Source organism: Streptomyces sp. NPDC054975 (assembly GCF_053609105.1).
Genome location: NZ_JBSGWV010000006.1, coordinates 1 through 20,156 on the forward strand (window position 1 = coordinate 1; position 20,156 = coordinate 20,156).

Genomic DNA, 20,156 nt, shown 5'->3' on the forward strand with positions numbered 1-20,156 from the left:
GAAGAATCAAGTAAACCGGCCGGGCGCCCCTGTTTTTTAAAAAAATACGCCGACTTCTCGTGCCGGCCGTCGTTCTTCACGATCCTCGGCACCAGCGTCGGGTTCACGTTGTTGTGGACGACGTCGGCCGTGATGACCACGCGGGCCACGTCCTTGCGGGACGGGACCTCGTACATCACCGACATCAGGACCTCTTCCATGATGGCCCGCAGGCCACGCGCGCCCGTGCCGCGCAGGATCGCCTGGTCGGCGATGGCCTCCAGGGCCGGGCGGTCGAAGTCCAGCTCCACGCCGTCGAGTTCGAAGAGGCGCTGGTACTGCTTCACCAGCGCGTTGCGCGGCTCGACGAGGATCTTGAGCAGGGCCTCGCGGTCGAGGTTGTGGACCGAGGTGATCACGGGGAGGCGGCCGATGAACTCCGGGATCATCCCGAACTTCACCAGGTCCTCCGGCATGACCTCCTGGAACTGGTCGCTCGCCTCGATCTCGCGCTTCGAGCGGATCGTCGCCCCGAAGCCGATGCCCTTGGCGCCCGCACGCGACTCGATGATCTTCTCCAGGCCGGCGAAGGCGCCGCCCACGATGAAGAGCACGTTCGTCGTGTCGATCTGGATGAACTCCTGGTGCGGGTGCTTCCGGCCGCCCTGCGGCGGGACGGAGGCCGTCGTGCCCTCAAGGATCTTCAGCAGGGCCTGCTGGACGCCTTCACCGCTCACGTCACGCGTGATCGACGGGTTTTCGCTCTTGCGGGCGACCTTGTCGATCTCGTCGATGTAGATGATCCCGGTCTCGGCCTTCTTGACGTCGTAGTCGGCCGCCTGGATCAGCTTGAGCAGGATGTTCTCGACGTCCTCGCCGACATAGCCGGCCTCCGTCAGCGCCGTCGCGTCGGCGATGGCGAACGGGACGTTGAGCATGCGCGCCAGGGTCTGCGCGAGCAGCGTCTTGCCGGAGCCCGTGGGGCCCAGCAGCAGAATGTTGGACTTCGCCAGCTCGATGGCGTCGTCACGGCCCGCCCCGCCGCCGTTCTCGCCGGCCTGGACGCGCTTGTAGTGGTTGTACACCGCGACCGAGAGGGCCTTCTTCGCGGGCTCCTGCCCGACGACGTACCCCTCGAGGAACTCGTAGATCTCGCGGGGCTTGGGGAGCTCCTCCCACCGCACCTCGCTCGTCTCCGCGAGTTCTTCCTCGATGATCTCGTTGCAGAGGTCGATGCACTCATCGCAGATGTACACACCGGGTCCCGCGATGAGCTTCTTCACCTGCTTCTGGCTCTTTCCGCAGAACGAGCACTTGAGCAGATCGCCGCCATCACCGATGCGTGCCACGAGGTGCTTCCCCTTCGCCTGGGAGCGCTTGGTTCAGCGACTCCTGGTGCCTCATATTCGACGGTACCTTGCCGGGCCCCCCGTTCGGGCCCCCCTTGGCACGGTTCACATGGTCGTGATTCGGCCACGCGGACCGTGCCAGGGGAAGGTCGAGCGTCAGGCTGCCGCGGCGGCCGTGCTCTTGCGGGTCGAGACGATCTGGTCGACCAGGCCGTACGCGAGGGCGTCCTCGGCGGTCAGGATCTTGTCGCGCTCGATGTCGTCGCGGATCTTCTCGATCGGCGTCGAGGAGTGCTTGGCCAGCATCTCCTCCAGCTGGGTGCGCATGCGCAGGATCTCGTTGGCCGCGATCTCCAGGTCGGAGAGCTGCTCACGGCCGGTGCCGCCGGACGGCTGGTGGATCAGCACGCGGGCGTTCGGCAGGGCCATCCGCTTGCCGGGCGTACCGGCGGCGAGCAGCACGGCCGCGGCGGAGGCCGCCTGGCCCATGCAGACCGTCTGGATGTCCGGCTTCACGAACTGCATCGTGTCGTAGATGGCCGTGAGGGCGGTGAAGGAGCCGCCCGGGCTGTTGATGTAGATCGAGATGTCGCGGTCCGGGTCCATCGACTCCAGGCACAGCAGCTGTGCCATGACGTCGTTGGCGGAGGCGTCGTCGATCTGCACGCCGAGGAAGATCACGCGCTCCTCGAAGAGCTTCGCGTACGGGTCGTACTCGCGGATGCCCTGCGAGGTGCGCTCGACGAAGCGCGGGACGACGTACCGGCTGTCCATCGGCGCGCCCGTGTAGAGGCCGCTCGCGGAGAGGTTGTTCTGCATCTGGTTGTTCACCGTCCTGGTGGCGTTCGGTGGGCTGGGGCTCTTCGGCGGGCTGACGGGGCTCAGGCGCCCGTGCCGCCGCCGCCCGGAACGCCCGAAGCGGCAGAAATGATCTCGTCGATGAGGCCGTACTCCTTGGCCTCCTCCGCGGTGAACCAGCGGTCGCGGTCGCCGTCGCGGATGATCGCCTCGACGGTCTGGCCGGAGTGGTGCGCGGTGATCTCGGCCATGCGCTTCTTCGTGCGAAGGAGGTACTCGGCCTGGATCTTGATGTCCGAGGCGGTGCCGCCGATGCCGGCGGAGCCCTGGTGCATCAGGATGTCGGTGTTCGGCAGCGCGAAGCGCTTGCCGGCGGCGCCGCCGGTGAGCAGGAACTGGCCCATGGAGGCCGCCATGCCCATACCGATGGTGACGACGTCGTTCGGGATGTACTGCATGGTGTCGTAGATGGCCATACCGGCCGTCACCGAGCCACCCGGGCTGTTGACGTAGAGGAAGATGTCCTTGTCCGGGTCGGCTGCCAGCAGAAGCATCTGCGCGGTGATCTTGTTGGCGATCTCGTCGTCGACCTGCTGGCCGAGGAAGATGATCCGCTCGCCGAGCAGCCGGTTGTAGACATGGTCGCCGAGGCCACCACCGATGGACGGCTCACCCGCGGCGTAAGGCTTCAGATTCGTCACGTATCCACCTGCTCGTCTCCGACGGCTCTGCTCCGGCCGTCTCAGCGTCTCGTTCGGAGGGCAGTGCCCTCGCTATTCATGGACCCTAACGCGCAGGTAGGACAACGCCATCCCGGTTCCCGAACTGTTCGCTGGGAGCGCAAGGTTACTGGAGGCTCCGAGGGGCCCGCAGACGGGCACGGGCCCGGCGCACAGCAGTGCGTCCGGGCCCGTGGACCAGGGGTTCAGCGCGAGGCCGGGGCCTCGACTACTTCTCCTCGTCGACCTCGGTGTCGCCGGTGACGGCCTCGACCGCCTCGGCGGCGGCCTCGTCCTCTTCGTCCTCGAGGTCGACGGTCTCACCGTTGGTGTCGACGACCTTGGCGGCCTCGACGACGACCGCGAGGGCCTTGCCGCGGGCGACCTCGCCGACGAGCATCGGCACCTGGCCACCCTCGACGACGGCCTGGGCGAACTGGTCGGGGGACATGCCGGAGGAGGCGGCGCGGCGCATGAGGTGCTCGGTGAGCTCCTCCTGGCTGACGTTCAGCTTCTCCTTGTTGACGAGCTCATCGAGGATGAACTGCGTCTTGATGCCCTTCTCGGCCTGCTCCTTGGTCTCCGCCAGGAACTCTTCCTCGGTCTTGCCCTGGATCTCCAGGTACTTCGCGAGGTCGAGGCCCATCTGGCCGAGCTGGTGGTGCTCCAGGTTGTGCTTGCGGGTGTTGATCTCGTCCTCGAGGAGCTTCTCGGGGATCGGGACCTCCGCCAGCTTCAGCAGCTCGTCGAGGACGCGCTCCTGGGCCTGGGTGGCCTGGTCGAACTGCTTCATGTTCTCGAGGCGCTTGCGGCTGTCGGCCTTGAGCTCGTCGAGGGTGTCGAACTCGGACGCGAGCTGCGCGAACTCGTCGTCCAGCTCGGGGAGCTCACGGGCGGCGACGGCGGTGACCTTGACGGTGACCTCGGCGTCCTTGCCCTCGGCGGAGCCGCCCTTCAGCTGCGAGGTGAAGGTGGCCTCGCCGCCGGCCTCCAGGCCGGTGACGGCCTCGTCGATGCCGTCGAGGAGCTCGCCGGAACCGATGGTGTACGAGACGCCCTGGGCGACACCGTCGGGGAGGACCTCGCCGTCGACCTTGGCCTCGAGGTCGATGGTGACGACGTCGCCCTCGGCGGCGGCACGCTCGACCGGGTTGGTGGAGGCGAAGCGCTCGCGCAGCTGCTGCACGGACTTGTCGACGTCCTCGTCGGTGACCTCGACCGCGTCGACGGTGACCTCGATGCCGGAGTAGTCCGGGATCTCGATCGTCGGGCGGATGTCGACCTCGGCGGTGAAGGCCAGCAGCTCGCCGTCCTTCAGCTCGGTGATGTCGACCTCGGGCTGACCCAGCGGGTTGACCTCGGCCTCGTTGACCGCCTCGGTGTAGAACTTCGGGAGGGCGTCGTTGACGGCCTCCTCCAGCACCGCACCACGGCCGAACCGCTGGTCGATCACACGAGCCGGGATCTTGCCCTTACGGAAGCCCTTGACCGTGACCTGCTGGTTGATCTTCTTGTACGCCGCGTCGAGGCTGTCCTTGAGCTCCTCGAAGGGCACCTCGACAGTGAGCCGAACCCGGGTCGGGTTCAGGGTCTCCACGGCGCTCTTCACGGTTCGGTCTCCTTGGTGGCTGATTCTTGGATTCTGCCGATGCCGCTTGGTGGCGGTTCCGGCCGATCGGCCCGGTCAGAGAGACACACGGGCACGCAGCTTGCATAGTAACCGCAAGCGGGATGACGCCCACAACGCGATCTTGTGACGCGTGATCCTGGTGGTCGGGGTGGCGGGATTTGAACCCACGGCCTTCCGCTCCCAAAGCGGACGCGCTACCAAGCTGCGCCACACCCCGTCGGTGCGACACGTAGGGTACATGCACGGAGACAGTGCGACGCCCCCTCTTTATGGGGCGTGCGGGGACCGCCCGGGACCCGCTACGATGCTGTCCGTGCCGCGGCCCTCGTGACCTGCGGCGCGTCGTGTGCGGGCGTAGCTCAATGGTAGAGCCCTAGTCTTCCAAACTAGCTACGCGGGTTCGATTCCCGTCGCCCGCTCTTCCGGCCTCGGGGCCGGGCCGGAGGTTCACTCCTCCGGCCCGGCCCCGAGGCGTTTTCCGTGGTGCGGCCGGAGGATGGGCGCTGTCCCCTGTTTCTGGCATCGGAGGCACCGTCGTGAAGGATCTCAAGTTCGAGCAGCAGCACCCGATGTCACGGTTCGAGGCGGCGGAACTGCTGGAGGAGCTCGCGAAGGCGCTGCGGAACGGCGAGGAGGCGGAGCTGTCGCTCATCACCGGAACGCTGACGCTGCGGGTCCCCGACGAACTCTGGGCCGAGGTGGAGTGGGAGGTCGGCGACGGGAAGATCGAGCTGGAGCTCGAGTTCAGCTGGCCGACGGGGACGTCCCGGGAGGCGTCGGCTCCGGCGGCCGTGAGCGGGGAGAAGCCCGAGAAGCCCGGGCGGAGCCGGAAGGCCGCGCCCGCCAAGCGTGCGCGGAGCGGCGCCGGCGGAGGCGCGAGGGCGAAGCGGACCGCCGCGAAGACGGCCTGAGCCGCAGGGGCGCCGCCGGCGCCCGCCACCGGACGTGGGTGTGGGCCGACAGGCGTCGTGCGTCGGCCGTCGGGTTGGGGCTTCGGTCAGAACTTGATGGAGCTCACGGTCTGCGTTATCGAGTCGAGGAAGCGCTGGATGTCGTCGGCCATGCCCGTGGAGGCGAGGAAGAAGCCGAAGAGCACCGCGACGACGGCCGGCCCGGCCTTCATCTTTCCGCCGCGGATCAGCACCACCAGGATGATCGCCAACAGCAGCACCACGGATAGCGAAATGGCCACAACTGATCACACCCTCGGTCGGTCCCACCTTGCCGCCCGGGAGCGCACGTCACAGAACACCCCCGCTGCATCCATCGTGCCATCAACTTCTTGCCCACTGGCGCCGGGTGACGAATCGTCCTCGTACGAATCGAGCCAAGCCGGTTACTTTTCGTCTTGATCGTTTCGGGGCGGGACGGCCGGGCGTCAGTCGGTGGAGAGCCCGAGCAGCCTGCGTACGTGGGCGTACTTGGCGGTCAGCCGGGTGCGGGTCGGTTCGTCGAGAACCGCGAGGCGGGCCGGGTCGGCGTTGTGCGCGAGGTCGGCCTCCTTGACGAGGAGGGCTCCGGGGACGGCCAGGATCCGGCGGGTGTACGACTCCGGATCCTCGCCCGGCCGCTTGGTGAGGGCGAGCACCATGTCCTTGACCGCGCGCGGGAGTTCGGCCGAATCCAGCCACTCGGCGGAGAGGGCGTCGTCCTCGACGGAGTCGTGCAGCCAGGCCGCCGCGATCTGTTCCTCGCTCCCGCCCCGGACCCGTACGCCCTCGGCCACCGCCCGCAGATGCTCGGCGTACGGGCGTCCCGCCTTGTCGGTCTGGCCCTCGTGGGCGGCGACGGCGAGGGACTCGACCTGGGCGAGGGTGAGGTACGGCATGCGCCGACTGTACGGCTCCGGGGCGACCGGCGCGGGGTGTCAGGCCTTGCGGCTGATGAGGAGCAGGGCGCGGTCGTCGTTGACGTCCTTGGCGCAGGCCTCGATCAGGTGCCAGGCCGCGCCCTCGAAGCCGGAGGCGACATAGCGGTCGGCCTCTCCGGTCAGCCGGTCGATGCCCTCGGCGATGTCCCGTTCTGCGGACTCGACCAGTCCGTCGGTGAAGAGCATCAGGACGTCCCCGGGCCGCAGCGAGCCCTTGACCGGGTGGAACTCGGCGCCGTCGTAGACGCCGAGGAGCGGCCCGTCGCCGGCCTTCTCCTCCCAGCGCCCGGTGCCGGCGTGGAGCTGGAGCGCGGGCAGGTGCCCGGCGGACAGCAGCTCGTAGTCTCCGGACTCCAGGTCGAGGACCAGGTGGATGGAGGTGGCGAAGCCCTCGTCCCAGTCCTGGCGGAGCAGGTAACCGTTGGCGGCGGGCAGGAAGGCGTGCGGGGGCAGCGAGCCGAGGAGCCCGCCGAAGGCGCCGGAGAGGAGCAGGGCGCGTGAGCCCGCGTCCATGCCCTTGCCGGAGACGTCCGTCAGCAGGACTTCGAGCGTGCGGCCGCCGTTGGTGCGGGCCGCGACGACGAAGTCGCCGGAGAACGACTGGCCGCCGGCCGGGCGGAGCGCCATCTCGCGGTGCCAGCCCTTGGGGAGCCGGGGCAGGGCGCTCTGGACCCTGATCCGTTCGCGGAGGTCGAAGAGCATCGTGCCGCCGTGCCGCCACGGCACGCCGACGCGGGCCCGGAACTGGGCGATGAGCAGTCCGAAGAACCCGCAGGCGGCGACCACCAGGACCGTGCCGGGGGTGACGCGGGCGGGGCCCTGGGTGTACGGGCCGAGCACGAGGGACTCGACGATCAGGGCGCCCGCGGCGGCCGCGTACAGGCCGAGCAGGCTCGCGGGGCGCAGCAGCAGGCCGCCGGCGACGATCGGCAGGACGAGCGTGGCGGGCGCGCACCACACCGGATCGGCCAGGGTTCCGACGGTGATGGCCGGAATGGTGAGCAGCAGCGCGGCGAAGGCCAGCCAGTCCGAGCCTTCGCCGCGGAAGTAGTCGACGCCGGATCTGCGCAGCGCGACGCGGGCCCGGTGTGCGCTCCTGCGCATCCGGGCCGCGTACGAATCGACACCCGCGCGATCTCTCATTGGGCTGGACCCTATCCACCCGGTCCGAGCTCGTGCAGGGGGACCCCTCAGACATTGCGCGCGAAAACGGGTCGCCCCGGGCTGCCAGGCGCTGGTATCGATGGCATATGACGACTGAACTGCGCGTGCTCGAACAGGCCGAGTGGGACGAGTGGTACGGGACGCTGGAGCTCGCCTTCGGCGGTGTCGCGGAGGCTCCGGAGGAGCGCGCGCTCTGGCAGGAGCTGACCGAGTACGAGCGGTCGGTGGGCGTCTGGGACGGCGAGAGTTGCGTGGGCGCGGCGGGGGCGTTCTCGTTCCGGCTGTCCGTGCCCGGCGGGGCGATCGTGCCGGCGGCCGGCGTCACGATGGTGGGCGTGGCCGCGACGCACCGGCGGCGCGGGATCCTGACCTCGATGATGCGGCGCCAGCTCGACGACATTCGGGCGGGGGGCGAGCCGCTGGCCGTGTTGACGGCCTCGGAGCCGGTGATCTACGGCCGGTTCGGCTATGGCCTCGCCGCGTACGCGACGCGGGCGACGATCGACACGAACCGGGTCGGGCTGACCGTGCCCGAGGGCACGGACGACGTGATCCTGCGCCAGGCCGACCTGACGAAGTCGGCTCAGGCGTGCGAGGCGGTGTACGCGCGGCGGGTCGCGGGCCGACCGGGGATGCTGGCGCGGCAGCCCGGCTGGGAGAAGCTGCCGCTGCTCGACCCCGAGAGCGAGCGGGACGGTGCCTCGCCGCGGCTCTGCGTGCTCGCGGAGCGGGACGGGGAGGTCGTCGGGTACGCGCGGTACGCCGTCAAGGCGGAGTGGTCGTACGCCGGGGCCGACGGCGTTGTCCTGGTGAAGGACCTGGAGGCGCTGGACCCGGCGGCGGAGGCGGCGCTGTGGCGGTTCCTCTGCTCGATCGACCTGACGTCGACGGTCCGGATCCACAGCCGGCCGGTGGACGACGCGTGGCAGCACCTGGTGACGGACGTACGGCGGTGCGAGCCGACGCTGCGGGACGCGCTGCATCTGCGCCTGGTGGAGGTGGGCGCGGCGCTTCAGGCGCGGACGTATCAGGCGCCGGTGGATGTGGTGTTGGAGGTCGCGGACGCGTTCTGCCCGTGGAACGAGGGGCGGTGGCGGCTCACCGGGGGCGCGGAGGGGGCGGTGTGCGTCCGGACGGACGATGCGCCGGATCTCGCCTTGTCGGTACGGGAGTTGGGTGCGGCGTACCTGGGCGGGAACTCGCTGGTCTCGCTGGCCGCGGCCGGGCGGGTGCGGGAGCTTCGGCGCGGGGCGCTGGTGGAGGCGTCCGTGGCGTTCGGGTCGCCCGTGGCGCCGTGGCTGCCGCACGGCTTCTAGTCCCCCACCCCGCCCCTTCCCGAAACCGGGGCTCTGCCCCGGCCCCCGCGCCTCAAGCGCCGGCGGGGCTGGAAGGCTGGCAGCCTGGGCACCAGAAGAGGTTGCGGGCGGCGAGGTCGGCGGTGCGGATCTCGCCGCCACAGATGTGGCAGGCCTGGAGGGCCCGGCGGTAGACGTAGACCTCGCCGCCGTGGTCGTCGACGCGCGGCGGGCGGCCCATCGCCTCGGGGGTGTGCTCGGGGCGGACGGTGTCGATGCGGTTGTTGCGGACGCCTTCGCGCATCAGGTCGGTCAGGTCCGACCACATCGCGGCCCACTCCTCGCGCGTGACGTCCTTGCCCGCGCGGTACGGGTCGATGCCGTGGCGGAACAGGACCTCCGCCCGGTACACGTTCCCGACGCCCGCGATGACCTTCTGGTCCATCAGCAGCGCAGCGATCGTGGTGCGCGACCTCGATATGCGGCGCCAGGCCTTCTCCGGGTCGTCGCCGTCGCGCAGCGGGTCCGGGCCGAGGCGGTCGTGTATCGCCCGCTTCTCGGGGTCCGTGATCAGCGCGCACGTGGTGGGGCCGCGCAGATCGGCGTAGTGGTCGCCGTTGACGAGGCGCAGCCGGACGGTCTCCGTCGGCGGTGGTGCCGGTGTCGTGCCGAAACCGAGCTTGCCGAAGAGGCCGAGGTGCACGTGGACCCAGCCGGTGCCCTCGAACCCGAGGAAGAGGTGTTTGCCGTGGGCGTCGACACCGTCGAGGACCCGACCGTCCAGGAGCGCCGCGCTGTCGGAGAACTTGCCCTGCGGGCTGCTCACGCGCACGGGCCACCCGCCGAAGCGCTCCAGGTGGTCCTGGGCGAGGCGGTGGATCGTATGCCCCTCGGGCACGGCTGCTCTCCTGGCTGAACGGGACGGCATGGCCGTGCCGCCGGGCTCGGCCGGCGGCACGGGTGGAGGGCGGTCAGCCCTGCTGCGGGTGGTGGGCCGGGATCGGGGGGAGCTCGCCGGTGGTCTCGTACGCCGTGAGCATCTCGATGCGGCGGGTGTGACGCTCGTCACCGGAGTACGGGGTGCTCAGGAAGATCTCGACGAACTTCGTCGCCTCTTCCTGGGTGTGCATCCGGCCACCGATGGAGACGACGTTGGCGTTGTTGTGCTCGCGGCCGAGGGCGGCGGTCTGCTCGCTCCAGGCGAGGGCGGCGCGCACCCCCTTCACCTTGTTCGCGGCGATCTGCTCGCCGTTGCCGGAGCCGCCGATGACGATGCCCAGGCTGTCCGGGTCCGCGGCCGTCTTCTCGGCGGCGCGCAGGCAGAACGGCGGGTAGTCGTCCTGGGCGTCGTAGATGTGGGGACCGCAGTCGACGGGCTCGTGGCCATGGGCCTTCAGCCACTCGACGAGGTGGTACTTGAGTTCGAAGCCGGCATGGTCGGAGCCGAGGTACACGCGCATGATCCGAGTGTGGCACGGCGGGCCCGGGGTAGCGGTCAGCGGGGTCGGGGCCATCGTCCGCGTCGATCGGGACCTTCGCCCCTTACGCAACGAATCGGAATCAGCTCTTCCGATCACCCCGCCCCCCAGGGTTGAATGCTCGGGCTCGCGACCCGAGCGCCCCAAACACGTAAGGAAGCGTTCATGAACACGCAGCCGACCCTTGCGAAGGAAGGCGAGGCCACCGGAAACCCCGGTGATTCGCAGTCCGACGGACTCAAGGCCGGTCTCAAGAACCGACACCTCTCGATGATCGCCATCGGTGGCGTCATCGGCGCCGGACTCTTCGGAGGCTCCGCAGCCGGCATCAAGGCCGCCGGCCCCGGCATTCTGCTCTCGTACGCACTCGTGGGCACGATGGTCGTCTTCGTGATGCGCATGCTCGGCGAGATGTCCGTGGCCAACCCCACCTCCGGCTCCTTCTCGGCCCACGCCGACCGGGCGCTCGGGCGCTGGGCGGGCTTCTCCATCGGCTGGCTGTACTGGTTCTTCTGGGTCGTGGTGCTCGCCGTCGAGGCGACCATGGGCGCGGACATCCTCAACGGCTGGATCCCGGCCGTCCCGCAGTGGGCCTGGGCGCTGATCGTGATGGTCGTCCTGACCGTCACCAACCTCGGTTCGGTCGCCTCCTACGGCGAGTTCGAGTTCTGGTTCGCGGGCATCAAGGTCGTCGCCATCGCCGCGTTCATCGTGGTCGGCGGGCTTGCGATCTTCGGTGTCCTGCCCGGCGCGGACACCTCGTCCGCCGGGCTGAGCAACCTCACCGAGCACGGCGGGTTCCTGCCCAACGGCTACGGCGCGATCCTCACGGGCATCCTGATGGTCGTCTTCTCCTTCATGGGCAGCGAGATCGTCACCCTCGCCGCCGGCGAGTCCTCGGACCCGCGCCGCGCGGTCGCCAAGGCCACCAACAGCGTGATCTGGCGGGTCGGCATCTTCTACCTCGGCTCGATCCTGGTGGTCGTCTCGCTGCTGCCGTGGAACGACCCGTCGCTGCAGGAGGACGGCTCGTACGTCGCGGCGCTCGACTCGATCGGCATCCCGCACGCCGGCCAGATCATGAACGTGATCATCCTGACCGCGGTGCTCTCCTGCCTGAACTCGGGCCTCTACACCGCTTCCCGCATGGCCTACTCGCTCGGCCGCCGCGGTGACGCTCCGAAGGCCTTCGGCCGGACGAACGCGAAGGGCGTGCCGACGGCCGCCATCATCGGATCGGTGATCTTCGGCTTCGTCGCCGTCTTCTTCAACTACAAGTGGCCCGACACGGTCTTCGCGTTCCTGCTGAACGCGTCCGGCGCCATCGCGCTCTTCGTCTGGCTGGTCATCTGCTTCTCGCAGCTGCGGATGCGGAAGATCATCCTGCGGGAGGCCCCGGAGAAGCTGCTCGTCAAGATGTGGCTCTTCCCGTACCTGACGTGGGCGACGATCGCGATGATCGTCTTCGTCCTCGGCTACATGCTCTACAACGGCGGCTCCGCCCGTGAGCAGGTCCTGCTGTCGCTGCTGGTGGCCGGTCTCGTGATCGCCATCTCGCTGGTCCGTGACCGCTTCGGGAAGGCCGCGGAGCCCGCGGCGCCCGTCACGAAGGACTGAATCCCCGCCTAGGCAGGGACGAGAAAGCTCTCCGCTCCCAGGGCGATCCCCTGGGAACGGAGAGCTTTCTCATGTCCGGATCCGTACGGGCTCGACAGCCCTCGGCTCAGCCCTTGCGGCCGAGGAACTTCCACGCGGCCGGCAGGGCGCCCATCGCGAGCGCGGCCTTGAGCGCGTCGCCGATCAGGAACGGGGTCAGGCCGGCGGCGACCGCCTGCGGGAGCGTCATGCCGGTCGCGAAGGCCAGGTACGGCACGCCGACGGCGTAGATGATCGCGGAGCCGAGCACCATCGTGCCCGCCATGCGGAGCACGGAGCGGTCCGCGCCACGGCGCGCGAGGGCGCCGACCACGGTCGCGGCGAGCAGCATGCCGAGGATGTAGCCGAAGGACGGCATCGCGAAGCCGGACTTCGCCTCGGCGAACCACGGCACGCCCGCCATGCCCACGACCGCGTACAGGGCGAGGGAGAGGAAGCCGCGGCGGGCGCCGAGCGCCGTGCCGACGAGCAGGGCCGCGAACGTCTGGCCGGAGACCGGGACCGGCGAGCCGGGGACCGGGACGGCGATCTGCGCGGCGATGCCGGTCAGCGCGGCGCCGCCCACGACGAGGGCGATGTCCCGGGCGCGGGAGGACGGCAGCAGGTCGGCGAGGACCGTCCCCGAGCGGAGGGAGCCGAGGGAACGGACGGGGGCGGCGGCGGTGCTCATCGGTACTCCGCGGGGGTGAGGGAGGTCAGGACAGGTTGACCGTAGTCGAGGAGTGAACGCTCGATCACCATCAGTCGCCCACAAAGGGGAGCTTGGCCGGTTCGTGGAGATCACACAAAGAACCGGATCCATGCCTCACGCCACGTGACACTGGTCACGGCGAGGAGCTGGACCAGGGGCCATTTTGCGCCGGAGGGTGAGCAGCGGAGAGACTGTGGGGTCTCCATAAACGCTTCCGAAGGCACGAGCCCCCACATGCACGACGCACCTCCTGCCGCCCCGGCTCCCCTGGCCCCCGAACCGGAGCCGCTCTCCCACGGCCTGAAGCAGCGTCACCTGACGATGCTGGGGCTCGGCGGGGTGATCGGTGCCGGGCTCTTCGTCGGCTCGGGCGCGGGCATCGCGGTCGCGGGGCCCGGCATCGTCCTCTCGTACCTGATCGCGGGCGCGCTCGCGATGCTGATCATGCGGATGCTCGGCGAGATGTCGGCGGCGATGCCGGCCTCCGGCGCCTTCTCCGTCCACGCCGAGCGGGCGCTGGGGCGCTGGGCGGGCTTCTCGGTGGGCTGGCTGTACTGGTTCCTGCTGGTCGTCGTCCTCGCGGTGGAGGCGACGGGCGCGGCGCGGATCGCGCACGGCTGGGTGCCGGGGGTCCCGCAGTGGGGCTGGGTACTGATCTTCATGATCGTGTTCACGGCCACCAACCTGGCGGCGGTGAAGAACTTCGGCGAGTTCGAGTTCTGGTTCGCCGCGCTGAAGGTCGGCGCGATCGTCCTCTTCCTGGTCCTGGGGACGCTGGCGATCGTCGGCTGGCTGCCCGACACCGACCCGGTGGGGGCGGCCAACCTGACCGGCCAGGGCGGATTCCTTCCGAACGGCTGGGGAGGCGTGATCTCGGGCGTCCTCGCCGTCGTCTTCGCCTTCGGCGGCCTGGAGGTCGTCACCATCGCGGCCGCCGAGTCGGACGACCCGGCGCGCAACGTGGCCCGCGCGGTGCGCAGCGCCGTATGGCGGATCCTCCTCTTCTACGTCGGCTCGATGCTGGTCATCGTGACCCTGCTGCCCTGGACCTCGATGGTGCCGGGCCAGTCCCCCTACGTCGCCGTGCTCGACTCGATCGGTGTCCCGGCCGCCGGGCAGATCATGAACGTCGTGGTCTTCGTGGCGCTGCTCTCGGCGCTCAACGCGAACCTGTACGGCTCCTCGCGGATGGTCTTCTCGCTCGCCGAGCGCGGCGAGGCGCCGAAGGGCCTGCTGCGGATCTCGGGCGGAGGCGTACCGCGCCGGGCGGTGCTCGCCTCGGTGGCCTTCGGCTTCGTCTCCGTCCTGCTCAATCTGAAGTGGCCGGATTCCGTCTTCCTCTACATGCTCAACGCGGTCGGCGCGGTCCTCCTCTTCGTCTGGGGCCTGATCGCGGTCTCGCAGCTGAAGTTGCGACGCCGGATCGAGCGCGAGGCGCCGGAGACCCTGACGCTGAAGATGTGGGGCTTCCCCTGGCTGACGTGGACCGCCCTTGCCGCGATGGCGGCCGTCCTGGTGCTGATGCTGACCGACGACGGTGCGCGGCCGCAGGTGCTGTGGTCGGGCGCGGCCACCGGGGCCGTCCTGCTGGTGGCGTGGGTGCGCGAGGTGCGCACGAAGCGGAGATAGTCCTTCACCTTGTGTGAAGATCGTGCTCGTATAGCGGACATCTGTTCCCTGTAAGCGGTACTCCCGCCCAGACTGTGGGCCGTTCCCCCGTCTCAGCCAATGAACAGGGCTGCCCATGTCACGGACCACCGCGCCCGAGCCCATCGACCGCAAGGTCGAGGGGACGCCCCCTTCGCAGGGGCTCACGCACGGCCTCAAGCAGCGCCATCTCTCGATGATCGCCCTCGGTGGCGTCATCGGCGCCGGCCTCTTCGTCGGCTCCGGGGCCGGTATCGCCGCCGCCGGTCCCTCGATCGTGGTCGCGTACGCGATATCCGGGCTGCTCGTCATGCTCGTGATGCGCATGCTCGGCGAGATGTCGGCGGCCAACCCGGCCTCCGGTTCCTTCTCCGTCCACGCCGAGCGCGCCATCGGTCCCTGGGCCGGTTTCACTGCGGGGTGGGCCTTCTGGTTCCTGCTCTGCGTGGCGGTCGGCCTGGAAGGCATCGGCGCGGCGAAGATCATGACCGGCTGGTTCCCGGACTCTCCGGAGTGGGCCTGGGTCGCTCTCTTCATGCTGGTGTTCTGCGCCACCAACCTCGCCGCGGTGAAGAACTTCGGCGAGTTCGAGTTCTGGTTCGCGGCCCTGAAGGTCGGCGCGATCGTCCTCTTCCTCGGCATCGGTGTGCTCGCCATCGTCGGCGTGCTGCCCGGCTCGGACGCCCCTGGCGCGTCGAACCTCACCGGCGACGGCGGCTTCTTCCCCAACGGCTCCGAGGGGCTGATCGTCGGACTGCTCGCCTCGGTCTTCGCGTACGGCGGTCTGGAGACCGTCACCATCGCCGCCGCCGAGTCCGAGCACCCGGTGCAGGGCGTCGCCAAGGCGGTCCGTACGGCGATGTGGCGCATCGCGCTCTTCTACATCGGCTCGATGGCCGTGATCGTGACGCTGGTCCCGTGGGACGACAAGGCGGTCGTCGAGAAGGGCCCGTACGTCGCCACCCTCGACCACCTGGGGATCCCGGCCGCCGGCCAGATCATGAACGTGGTCGTGCTGATCGCCCTGCTGTCGGCCATGAACGCCAACATCTACGGTGCCTCCCGGATGGCCACCTCGCTGGTCGCCCGCGGCCAGGGCCCGAAGGCGCTCGGCCGGACGTTCGGCGGGGTCCCGCGCCCCGCGGTGCTCGTCTCCTCGGTCTTCGGCTTCGTCTGTGTGCTGCTGAGCTACTGGCGGCCCAACGACATCTTCATCTGGCTCCTGAACACCATCGGCGCGATCATCCTCGTCGTCTGGTTCTTCATCGCCGTCTCGCAGCTGCTGCTGCGCCGCCGCACCGAGCGCGAGGCCCCGGAGAAGCTCGTCGTGAAGATGTGGGCGTTCCCGGTGCTGACCTGGGTGGCGCTGGCCGGCATGGCGGCGATCTTCTTCCTGATGGCCCGTGAGGAGGGCACCCGGGTCCAGCTGTACTGGACCGGCGGCCTCACGGCGCTGCTCGCCGTGACCGGCTTCGTGCTGCAGAAGAAGCGCGGGGAGCGGGAGCCGCAGGACGCCTGACGCCCGCGTGTCTGCGCGTGGCCCCCGGACCGGTTCTCGGTCCGGGGGTCACGCGTTTTCCGCCACGAGTCCTAGGCCCAAGGACTGATCAACTCGGAGCCCTCCTGCTGTTAGCCTGCACCTGCATATAGATTGCAATAAGCGACAGCAGCAGCGAGAGGCTCGGCACATGGCGATCTACACCCTTCCGGAACTGCCGTACGACTACGCGGCTCTGGAGCCGGTGATCAATCCGCAGATCATCGAGCTGCACCACGACAAGCACCACGCCGCGTACGTCAAGGGCGCCAACGACACCCTTGAGCAGCTGGAGGAGGCGCGCGACAAGGAGCAGTGGGGCGCGATCAACGGCCTGGAGAAGAACCTCGCGTTCCACCTCTCCGGCCACATCCTGCACAGCATCTACTGGAACAACATGGACAGCCCGAAGGACGGCGGCGGCGGCGAGCCGCTCGCGGCCGACGGCGTCGGTGAGCTCGCCGACGCGATCACCGAGTCCTTCGGTTCCTTCGCGAAGTTCAAGTCCCAGCTGACCAAGGCCTCGGCGACCACCCAGGGCTCCGGCTGGGGCGTCCTCGCGTACGAGCCGATCAGCGGCCGGCTGATCGTCGAGCAGGTCTACGACCACCAGGGCAACGTCGGCCAGGGCTCCATCCCGGTCCTCGTCTTCGACGCCTGGGAGCACGCCTTCTACCTGCAGTACAAGAACCAGAAGGTCGACTTCATCGAGGCCATGTGGCAGGTCGTGAACTGGCAGGACGTGAACAAGCGCTACCAGGCGGCGAAGTCGTCCGTCCCGCTGATCTCGATCTGATCCGCTTCGGGATCGGACCCCGCTCGTCCTGCTCGTGATCGTCTTCTCAACCTTCACTTGCAGGCGGTACAAGGAAGAACCCCCGTGATGACGTGAATCACGGGGGTTCTTCTGTGCGCGGGTGCGCGGGGCGGCGGCTACTCGAAGCTCGGCGCGGCCGTGCGCGTGCGCTTGATCTCGTAGAAGCCGGGCGTCGCGGCCACCAGCAGGGTGCCGTCCCAGAGCCGGGCCGCCGCCTCGCCGCGCGGGGTCGGGGTGACGACGGGCCCGAAGAAGGCGACCTCATCGCCGTCGGCGCCCGGGACGGAGATGACCGGCGTGCCGACGTCCTGGCCGACCTTCTCGATGCCCTCCTTGTGGGAGGCGCGCAGCTCGGTGTCGTACGTGTCCTTGTCCGCGTAGTCCGCGAGCTCGGCCGGCAGGCCGACGTCCGCCAGGGCGCCGGTGATCGCCTCGCGCGTGGGGCCCTCGCCGTTGTTGTGGAAGCGGGTGCCGAGCGCGGTGTAGAGCTTGCCGACGACCTCGTCGCCGTGCAGCTGCTGGGCGGCGATCACCACGCGGACCGGACCCCAGGCCTTGGTCTCCAACATGTCGCGGTACTCGGCCGGGAGCTCGTCCAGCTTGTCCTCGTTGAGGACGGCCAGGCTCATCACCTTCCACCGGACGTCGACCGGGCGGACCTTCTCCACCTCCAGCATCCAGCGGGAGGTCATCCAGGCCCAGGGGCACAGCGGGTCGAACCAGAAGTCGGCGGTGGTCCTGCTCTCGGACATGTCACTCCTCATGAAGGGTTGCTTGCGCCGCATGGAGCAACGCCACACCTCGGCCAAGGCATTCCCCGAGTGCCGCGTGACAGTGGCACATGGGAGGATCGGTCCTGTTTCGAACGAGCCACGAAGGAGTGACCGTGCCCGGTGAGAATCTGTCCCGTGACGAGGCCCGCGAGCGGGCCGAGCTGCTGTCCGTCGACGGGTACGAGGTCGCCCTGGACCTGCGCTCGGCGGTCGGCGAGGCCGGCGAGGAGGTCCGCACCTTCCGCTCGGTGACGACGATCCGGTTCCGTCGTACGGGCACGGGCACCACCACCTTCGTGGACCTGATCGCCCCCGCCGTCACGTCGGTGGAGCTGAACGGCCGCGCGCTCGACCCGGCCGTCGTCTTCGACGGCGCGCGGATCGCCCTGGACGGCCTGGCCGACGACAACGTCCTGGTGGTCGACGCCCAGTGCGCGTACAGCCGGACCGGCGAGGGCATGCACCGCTTCGTCGACCCCGAGGACGGCGAGGTCTACCTCTACACGCAGTACGAGCCGGCCGACGCCCGCCGGGTGTACGCCACGTTCGAGCAGCCCGACCTGAAGGCCCCGCACCTCTTCTCGGTGACCGCGCCCGAGGGCTGGACGGTGTGGAGCAACGGCGCCGGGGAGCAGGACGCCGAGGGCGTGTGGCGCTTCGCGGAGACCGCGCCGATCTCGACGTACATCACCTGTGTCGTCGCCGGCCCGTACCACTACGTCACGGACGCCTACAAGCGCGGCGATCTCGAGATCCCGCTCGGTGCGATGTGCCGCAAGGGGCTCGCCAAGCACTTCGACGCGGACGACGTCTTCCTGGTCACCAAGCAGGGCTTGGACTTCTTCCACGACAACTTCGACTACCCGTACCCCTTCGGGAAGTACGACCAGGCCTTCGTCCCCGAGTACAACCTCGGCGCGATGGAGAACCCGGGCATGGTCACCTTCCGCGAGGAGTACATCTACCGGGGCAAGGTCACGCAGGCCGCGTACGAGCGCCGGGCGAACGTCATCCTGCACGAGATGGCGCACATGTGGTTCGGCGACCTGGTCACCATGGTGTGGTGGGACGACCTGTGGCTGAAGGAGTCCTTCGCCGACTTCATGGGGTCCTTCTCGCTGGCCGAGGCGACCCGCTTCACCAACAGCTGGGTGACCTTCGCCAACAACCGCAAGGCGTGGGCGTACCGCGCCGACCAGCTGCCCTCCACGCACCCGATCACGGCCGACATCCGTGACCTGGAGGACGCCAAGCTGAACTTCGACGGCATCACGTACGCCAAGGGCGCGTCGGTCCTGAAGCAGCTCGTGGCGTACGCGGGGCGGGACGCGTTCATGGAGGGCGCGCGGCGCTACTTCAAGCGGCACGCGTACGGGAACACGCGCCTGGACGATCTGCTGTCGGTCCTGGAGGAGACCTCCGGGCGCGACATGAAGGCCTGGTCGCGGTCCTGGCTGCAGACCTCGGGCGTCAACACGCTGACGCCGGAGGTGACGTACGACGCGGAGGGCCGGATCACGGAGCTGGCCGTCGTCCAGGCCGGCGACGAGCTGCGCCCGCACCGGGCGGCCGTCGGCCTGTACAAGCTGTCGGTGGACGGCGAGCTCGTGCGGTACGCGCGCGCCGAGGCGGACGTGGTCGGCGCGCGGACGGTGGTGGCCGAGCTGGCGGGTTCGGTGCGGCCGGACCTGGTGCTCGTCAACGACGACGACCTGACGTACTGCAAGGTCCGCTTCGACGAGGGTTCGCTCGCGACGCTGCGGGCGCACCTCGGCGACATCACGGACCCCCTGGCGCGGGCGCTGTGCTGGTCGGCGCTGTGGAACCTGACGCGGGACGGCCTCATGCCCGCGCGGGACTTCGTCGCGGTCGCGCTGGACTTCGCGGGCCGCGAGACGGACATCGGCGTGCTCCAGATGGTGCACGCCTGGGCGCGTGCGGCGGTCACGCACTACGCGGCGCCCGCGTGGCGCGCCGAGGGCGGCCGGCTGCTCGCCGAGGGCGGGCTGCGGGAGCTGCGGGTGGCCGAGCCGGGCAGCGAACACCAGCTGACGTGGGCGCGGTTCTTCGCGGCCGTCGCCGCGTCGGAGGCGGACTTCCAGCTCCTGGAGGGGCTGCTCGACGGCACGGCGAGGATCGACGGCCTGAACGTCGACCAGGAGCTGCGCTGGGCGTTCCTCGAGCCGCTGGCCACGCACGGCCTGGCCGACGAGGCGCGGATCGGCGAGGAGCTGGCCCGTGACGACACGGCGACCGGAAAGCGCCACCAGGTGCGCTGCCTGGCCGCCCGGCCGTCGGCGGCGGTCAAGGCGCAGGCCTGGGCGCAGCTCGTCGAGTCGGACACCCTGTCGAACGCGCTGGTGGAGGCGACGATCGCGGGCTTCGTCCAGCCGTCGCAGCGGGAACTGATCGCGCCGTACGCGGAGAAGTACTTCGCGGCGATCGAGGGGATCTGGGCGGACCGTTCGATCCAGATCGGGATGCTCGTCGTCCGCGGTCTCTTCCCGGGCCTCCAGGACGACGAGTCCACCCTGGCGGCGACGGACGCGTGGCTCGCGGCGCACGAGAGCGCGGCGCCGGCCCTGCGCCGCCTGGTCCTGGAGTCCCGGGACGACCTGGCCCGCGCGCTGCGGGCGCAGGTGTGTGACGCGCAGACCCACTAGACGCGGCGATCCCCCGTCGCACGCGGCGGGGGATCGTGCTTATTCGGCAGTCGAACGTGCGTACTTTAGGGCGAGGTTGTCCCGGTTTCG

The 20,156-nt window shown here is 69.5% G+C and carries 18 protein-coding genes and 2 tRNA genes; 8 read left to right on the plus strand and 12 right to left on the minus strand.

Annotated features, from left to right (window positions below; translation table 11 throughout):
• From clpX to ACWF79_RS09425, 5 genes are all read right to left on the minus strand, one after another.
• Window positions 1-1,328 (minus strand): ATP-dependent Clp protease ATP-binding subunit ClpX (gene clpX, locus ACWF79_RS09405; protein ID WP_453727465.1); only part of this gene is annotated, 1,328 nt, incomplete at its 3' end.
• Between the two features lie 156 nt (window positions 1,329-1,484).
• Entirely contained in the window at window positions 1,485-2,147 is a 663-nt protein-coding gene (locus ACWF79_RS09410) for an ATP-dependent Clp protease proteolytic subunit (RefSeq protein WP_453727635.1), read from the minus strand.
• Window positions 2,148-2,209: 62 nt separating this feature from the next.
• Window positions 2,210-2,827 (minus strand): ATP-dependent Clp protease proteolytic subunit, encoded by a 618-nt coding sequence (locus ACWF79_RS09415; RefSeq protein ID WP_453727466.1) that lies wholly within the window; start codon window positions 2,825-2,827, stop codon window positions 2,210-2,212.
• 247 nt (window positions 2,828-3,074) lie between these two features.
• Window positions 3,075-4,454: a trigger factor gene (gene tig / locus ACWF79_RS09420; RefSeq protein WP_453727467.1), complete on the minus strand. Its 1,380-nt coding sequence runs from the start codon at window positions 4,452-4,454 to the stop codon at window positions 3,075-3,077.
• Between the two features lie 161 nt (window positions 4,455-4,615).
• Window positions 4,616-4,692: transfer RNA gene (locus ACWF79_RS09425), tRNA-Pro, on the minus strand.
• Window positions 4,693-4,823: 131 nt separating this feature from the next.
• Here ACWF79_RS09425 and ACWF79_RS09430 point away from each other — a divergent pair.
• Window positions 4,824-4,894, plus strand: a tRNA-Gly gene (locus ACWF79_RS09430).
• A gap of 117 nt (window positions 4,895-5,011) precedes the next feature.
• Window positions 5,012-5,386, plus strand: a complete 375-nt coding sequence (locus ACWF79_RS09435; RefSeq protein ID WP_453727468.1) for an amphi-Trp domain-containing protein — start codon at window positions 5,012-5,014, stop codon at window positions 5,384-5,386.
• Window positions 5,387-5,472: 86 nt separating this feature from the next.
• Here the strand turns inward: ACWF79_RS09435 and ACWF79_RS09440 are convergent, their stop codons facing one another.
• The 3 genes from ACWF79_RS09440 to ACWF79_RS09450 form a co-directional block, all read right to left on the minus strand.
• On the minus strand, window positions 5,473-5,667 hold the full coding sequence (locus ACWF79_RS09440) for a hypothetical protein (RefSeq protein ID WP_401435059.1): 195 nt from the start codon (window positions 5,665-5,667) through the stop codon (window positions 5,473-5,475).
• A gap of 186 nt (window positions 5,668-5,853) precedes the next feature.
• Entirely contained in the window at window positions 5,854-6,303 is a 450-nt protein-coding gene (locus ACWF79_RS09445) for an HD domain-containing protein (protein WP_453727469.1), read from the minus strand.
• A gap of 39 nt (window positions 6,304-6,342) precedes the next feature.
• A complete protein-coding gene (locus tag ACWF79_RS09450; protein ID WP_453727470.1) occupies window positions 6,343-7,488 on the minus strand; it encodes a PP2C family protein-serine/threonine phosphatase in 1,146 nt (381 codons plus the stop codon).
• 107 nt (window positions 7,489-7,595) lie between these two features.
• On the opposite strand from ACWF79_RS09450, the gene ACWF79_RS09455 reads away from it, so the two are divergent.
• Window positions 7,596-8,825, plus strand: coding sequence for a GNAT family N-acetyltransferase (locus tag ACWF79_RS09455; protein WP_453727471.1), 1,230 nt, complete (start codon window positions 7,596-7,598; stop codon window positions 8,823-8,825).
• Between the two features lie 52 nt (window positions 8,826-8,877).
• On the opposite strand, the gene ACWF79_RS09460 is transcribed toward ACWF79_RS09455, so the two are convergent.
• Both ACWF79_RS09460 and ACWF79_RS09465 read right to left on the minus strand, forming a co-directional pair.
• Window positions 8,878-9,702 carry an Fpg/Nei family DNA glycosylase gene (locus tag ACWF79_RS09460; RefSeq protein WP_453727472.1) on the minus strand — a complete coding sequence of 275 codons (825 nt, stop codon included), beginning with the start codon at window positions 9,700-9,702 and terminating at the stop codon, window positions 8,878-8,880.
• 73 nt (window positions 9,703-9,775) lie between these two features.
• The gene (locus tag ACWF79_RS09465) at window positions 9,776-10,264 is read right to left on the minus strand and encodes a ribose-5-phosphate isomerase (RefSeq protein WP_453727473.1); all 489 of its coding nucleotides are present in this window, start codon (window positions 10,262-10,264) and stop codon (window positions 9,776-9,778) included.
• A gap of 183 nt (window positions 10,265-10,447) precedes the next feature.
• Between ACWF79_RS09465 and ACWF79_RS09470 the strand changes: the two genes are divergently transcribed.
• A complete protein-coding gene (locus ACWF79_RS09470; protein ID WP_453727474.1) occupies window positions 10,448-11,899 on the plus strand; it encodes an amino acid permease in 1,452 nt (483 codons plus the stop codon).
• Window positions 11,900-12,005: 106 nt separating this feature from the next.
• Here the strand turns inward: ACWF79_RS09470 and ACWF79_RS09475 are convergent, their stop codons facing one another.
• Window positions 12,006-12,608: a biotin transporter BioY gene (locus ACWF79_RS09475; protein ID WP_453727475.1), complete on the minus strand. Its 603-nt coding sequence runs from the start codon at window positions 12,606-12,608 to the stop codon at window positions 12,006-12,008.
• Between the two features lie 255 nt (window positions 12,609-12,863).
• Between ACWF79_RS09475 and ACWF79_RS09480 the strand changes: the two genes are divergently transcribed.
• From ACWF79_RS09480 to ACWF79_RS09490, 3 genes are all read left to right on the plus strand, one after another.
• Window positions 12,864-14,258 (plus strand): amino acid permease, encoded by a 1,395-nt coding sequence (locus tag ACWF79_RS09480; protein WP_453727476.1) that lies wholly within the window; start codon window positions 12,864-12,866, stop codon window positions 14,256-14,258.
• 115 nt (window positions 14,259-14,373) lie between these two features.
• A complete protein-coding gene (locus ACWF79_RS09485) occupies window positions 14,374-15,795 on the plus strand; it encodes an amino acid permease (protein ID WP_453727477.1) in 1,422 nt (473 codons plus the stop codon).
• A 169-nt stretch (window positions 15,796-15,964) separates the two neighbouring features.
• The gene (locus ACWF79_RS09490) at window positions 15,965-16,609 is read left to right on the plus strand and encodes a superoxide dismutase (RefSeq protein ID WP_392285204.1); all 645 of its coding nucleotides are present in this window, start codon (window positions 15,965-15,967) and stop codon (window positions 16,607-16,609) included.
• Window positions 16,610-16,746: 137 nt separating this feature from the next.
• Here ACWF79_RS09490 and ACWF79_RS09495 read toward each other — a convergent pair whose 3' ends face one another.
• Window positions 16,747-17,382: a mycothiol-dependent nitroreductase Rv2466c family protein gene (locus ACWF79_RS09495; protein WP_453727478.1), complete on the minus strand. Its 636-nt coding sequence runs from the start codon at window positions 17,380-17,382 to the stop codon at window positions 16,747-16,749.
• 134 nt (window positions 17,383-17,516) lie between these two features.
• Between ACWF79_RS09495 and pepN the strand changes: the two genes are divergently transcribed.
• Window positions 17,517-20,066 (plus strand): aminopeptidase N, encoded by a 2,550-nt coding sequence (gene pepN, locus ACWF79_RS09500; protein WP_453727479.1) that lies wholly within the window; start codon window positions 17,517-17,519, stop codon window positions 20,064-20,066.
• Window positions 20,067-20,156: the final 90 nt, after the last annotated feature.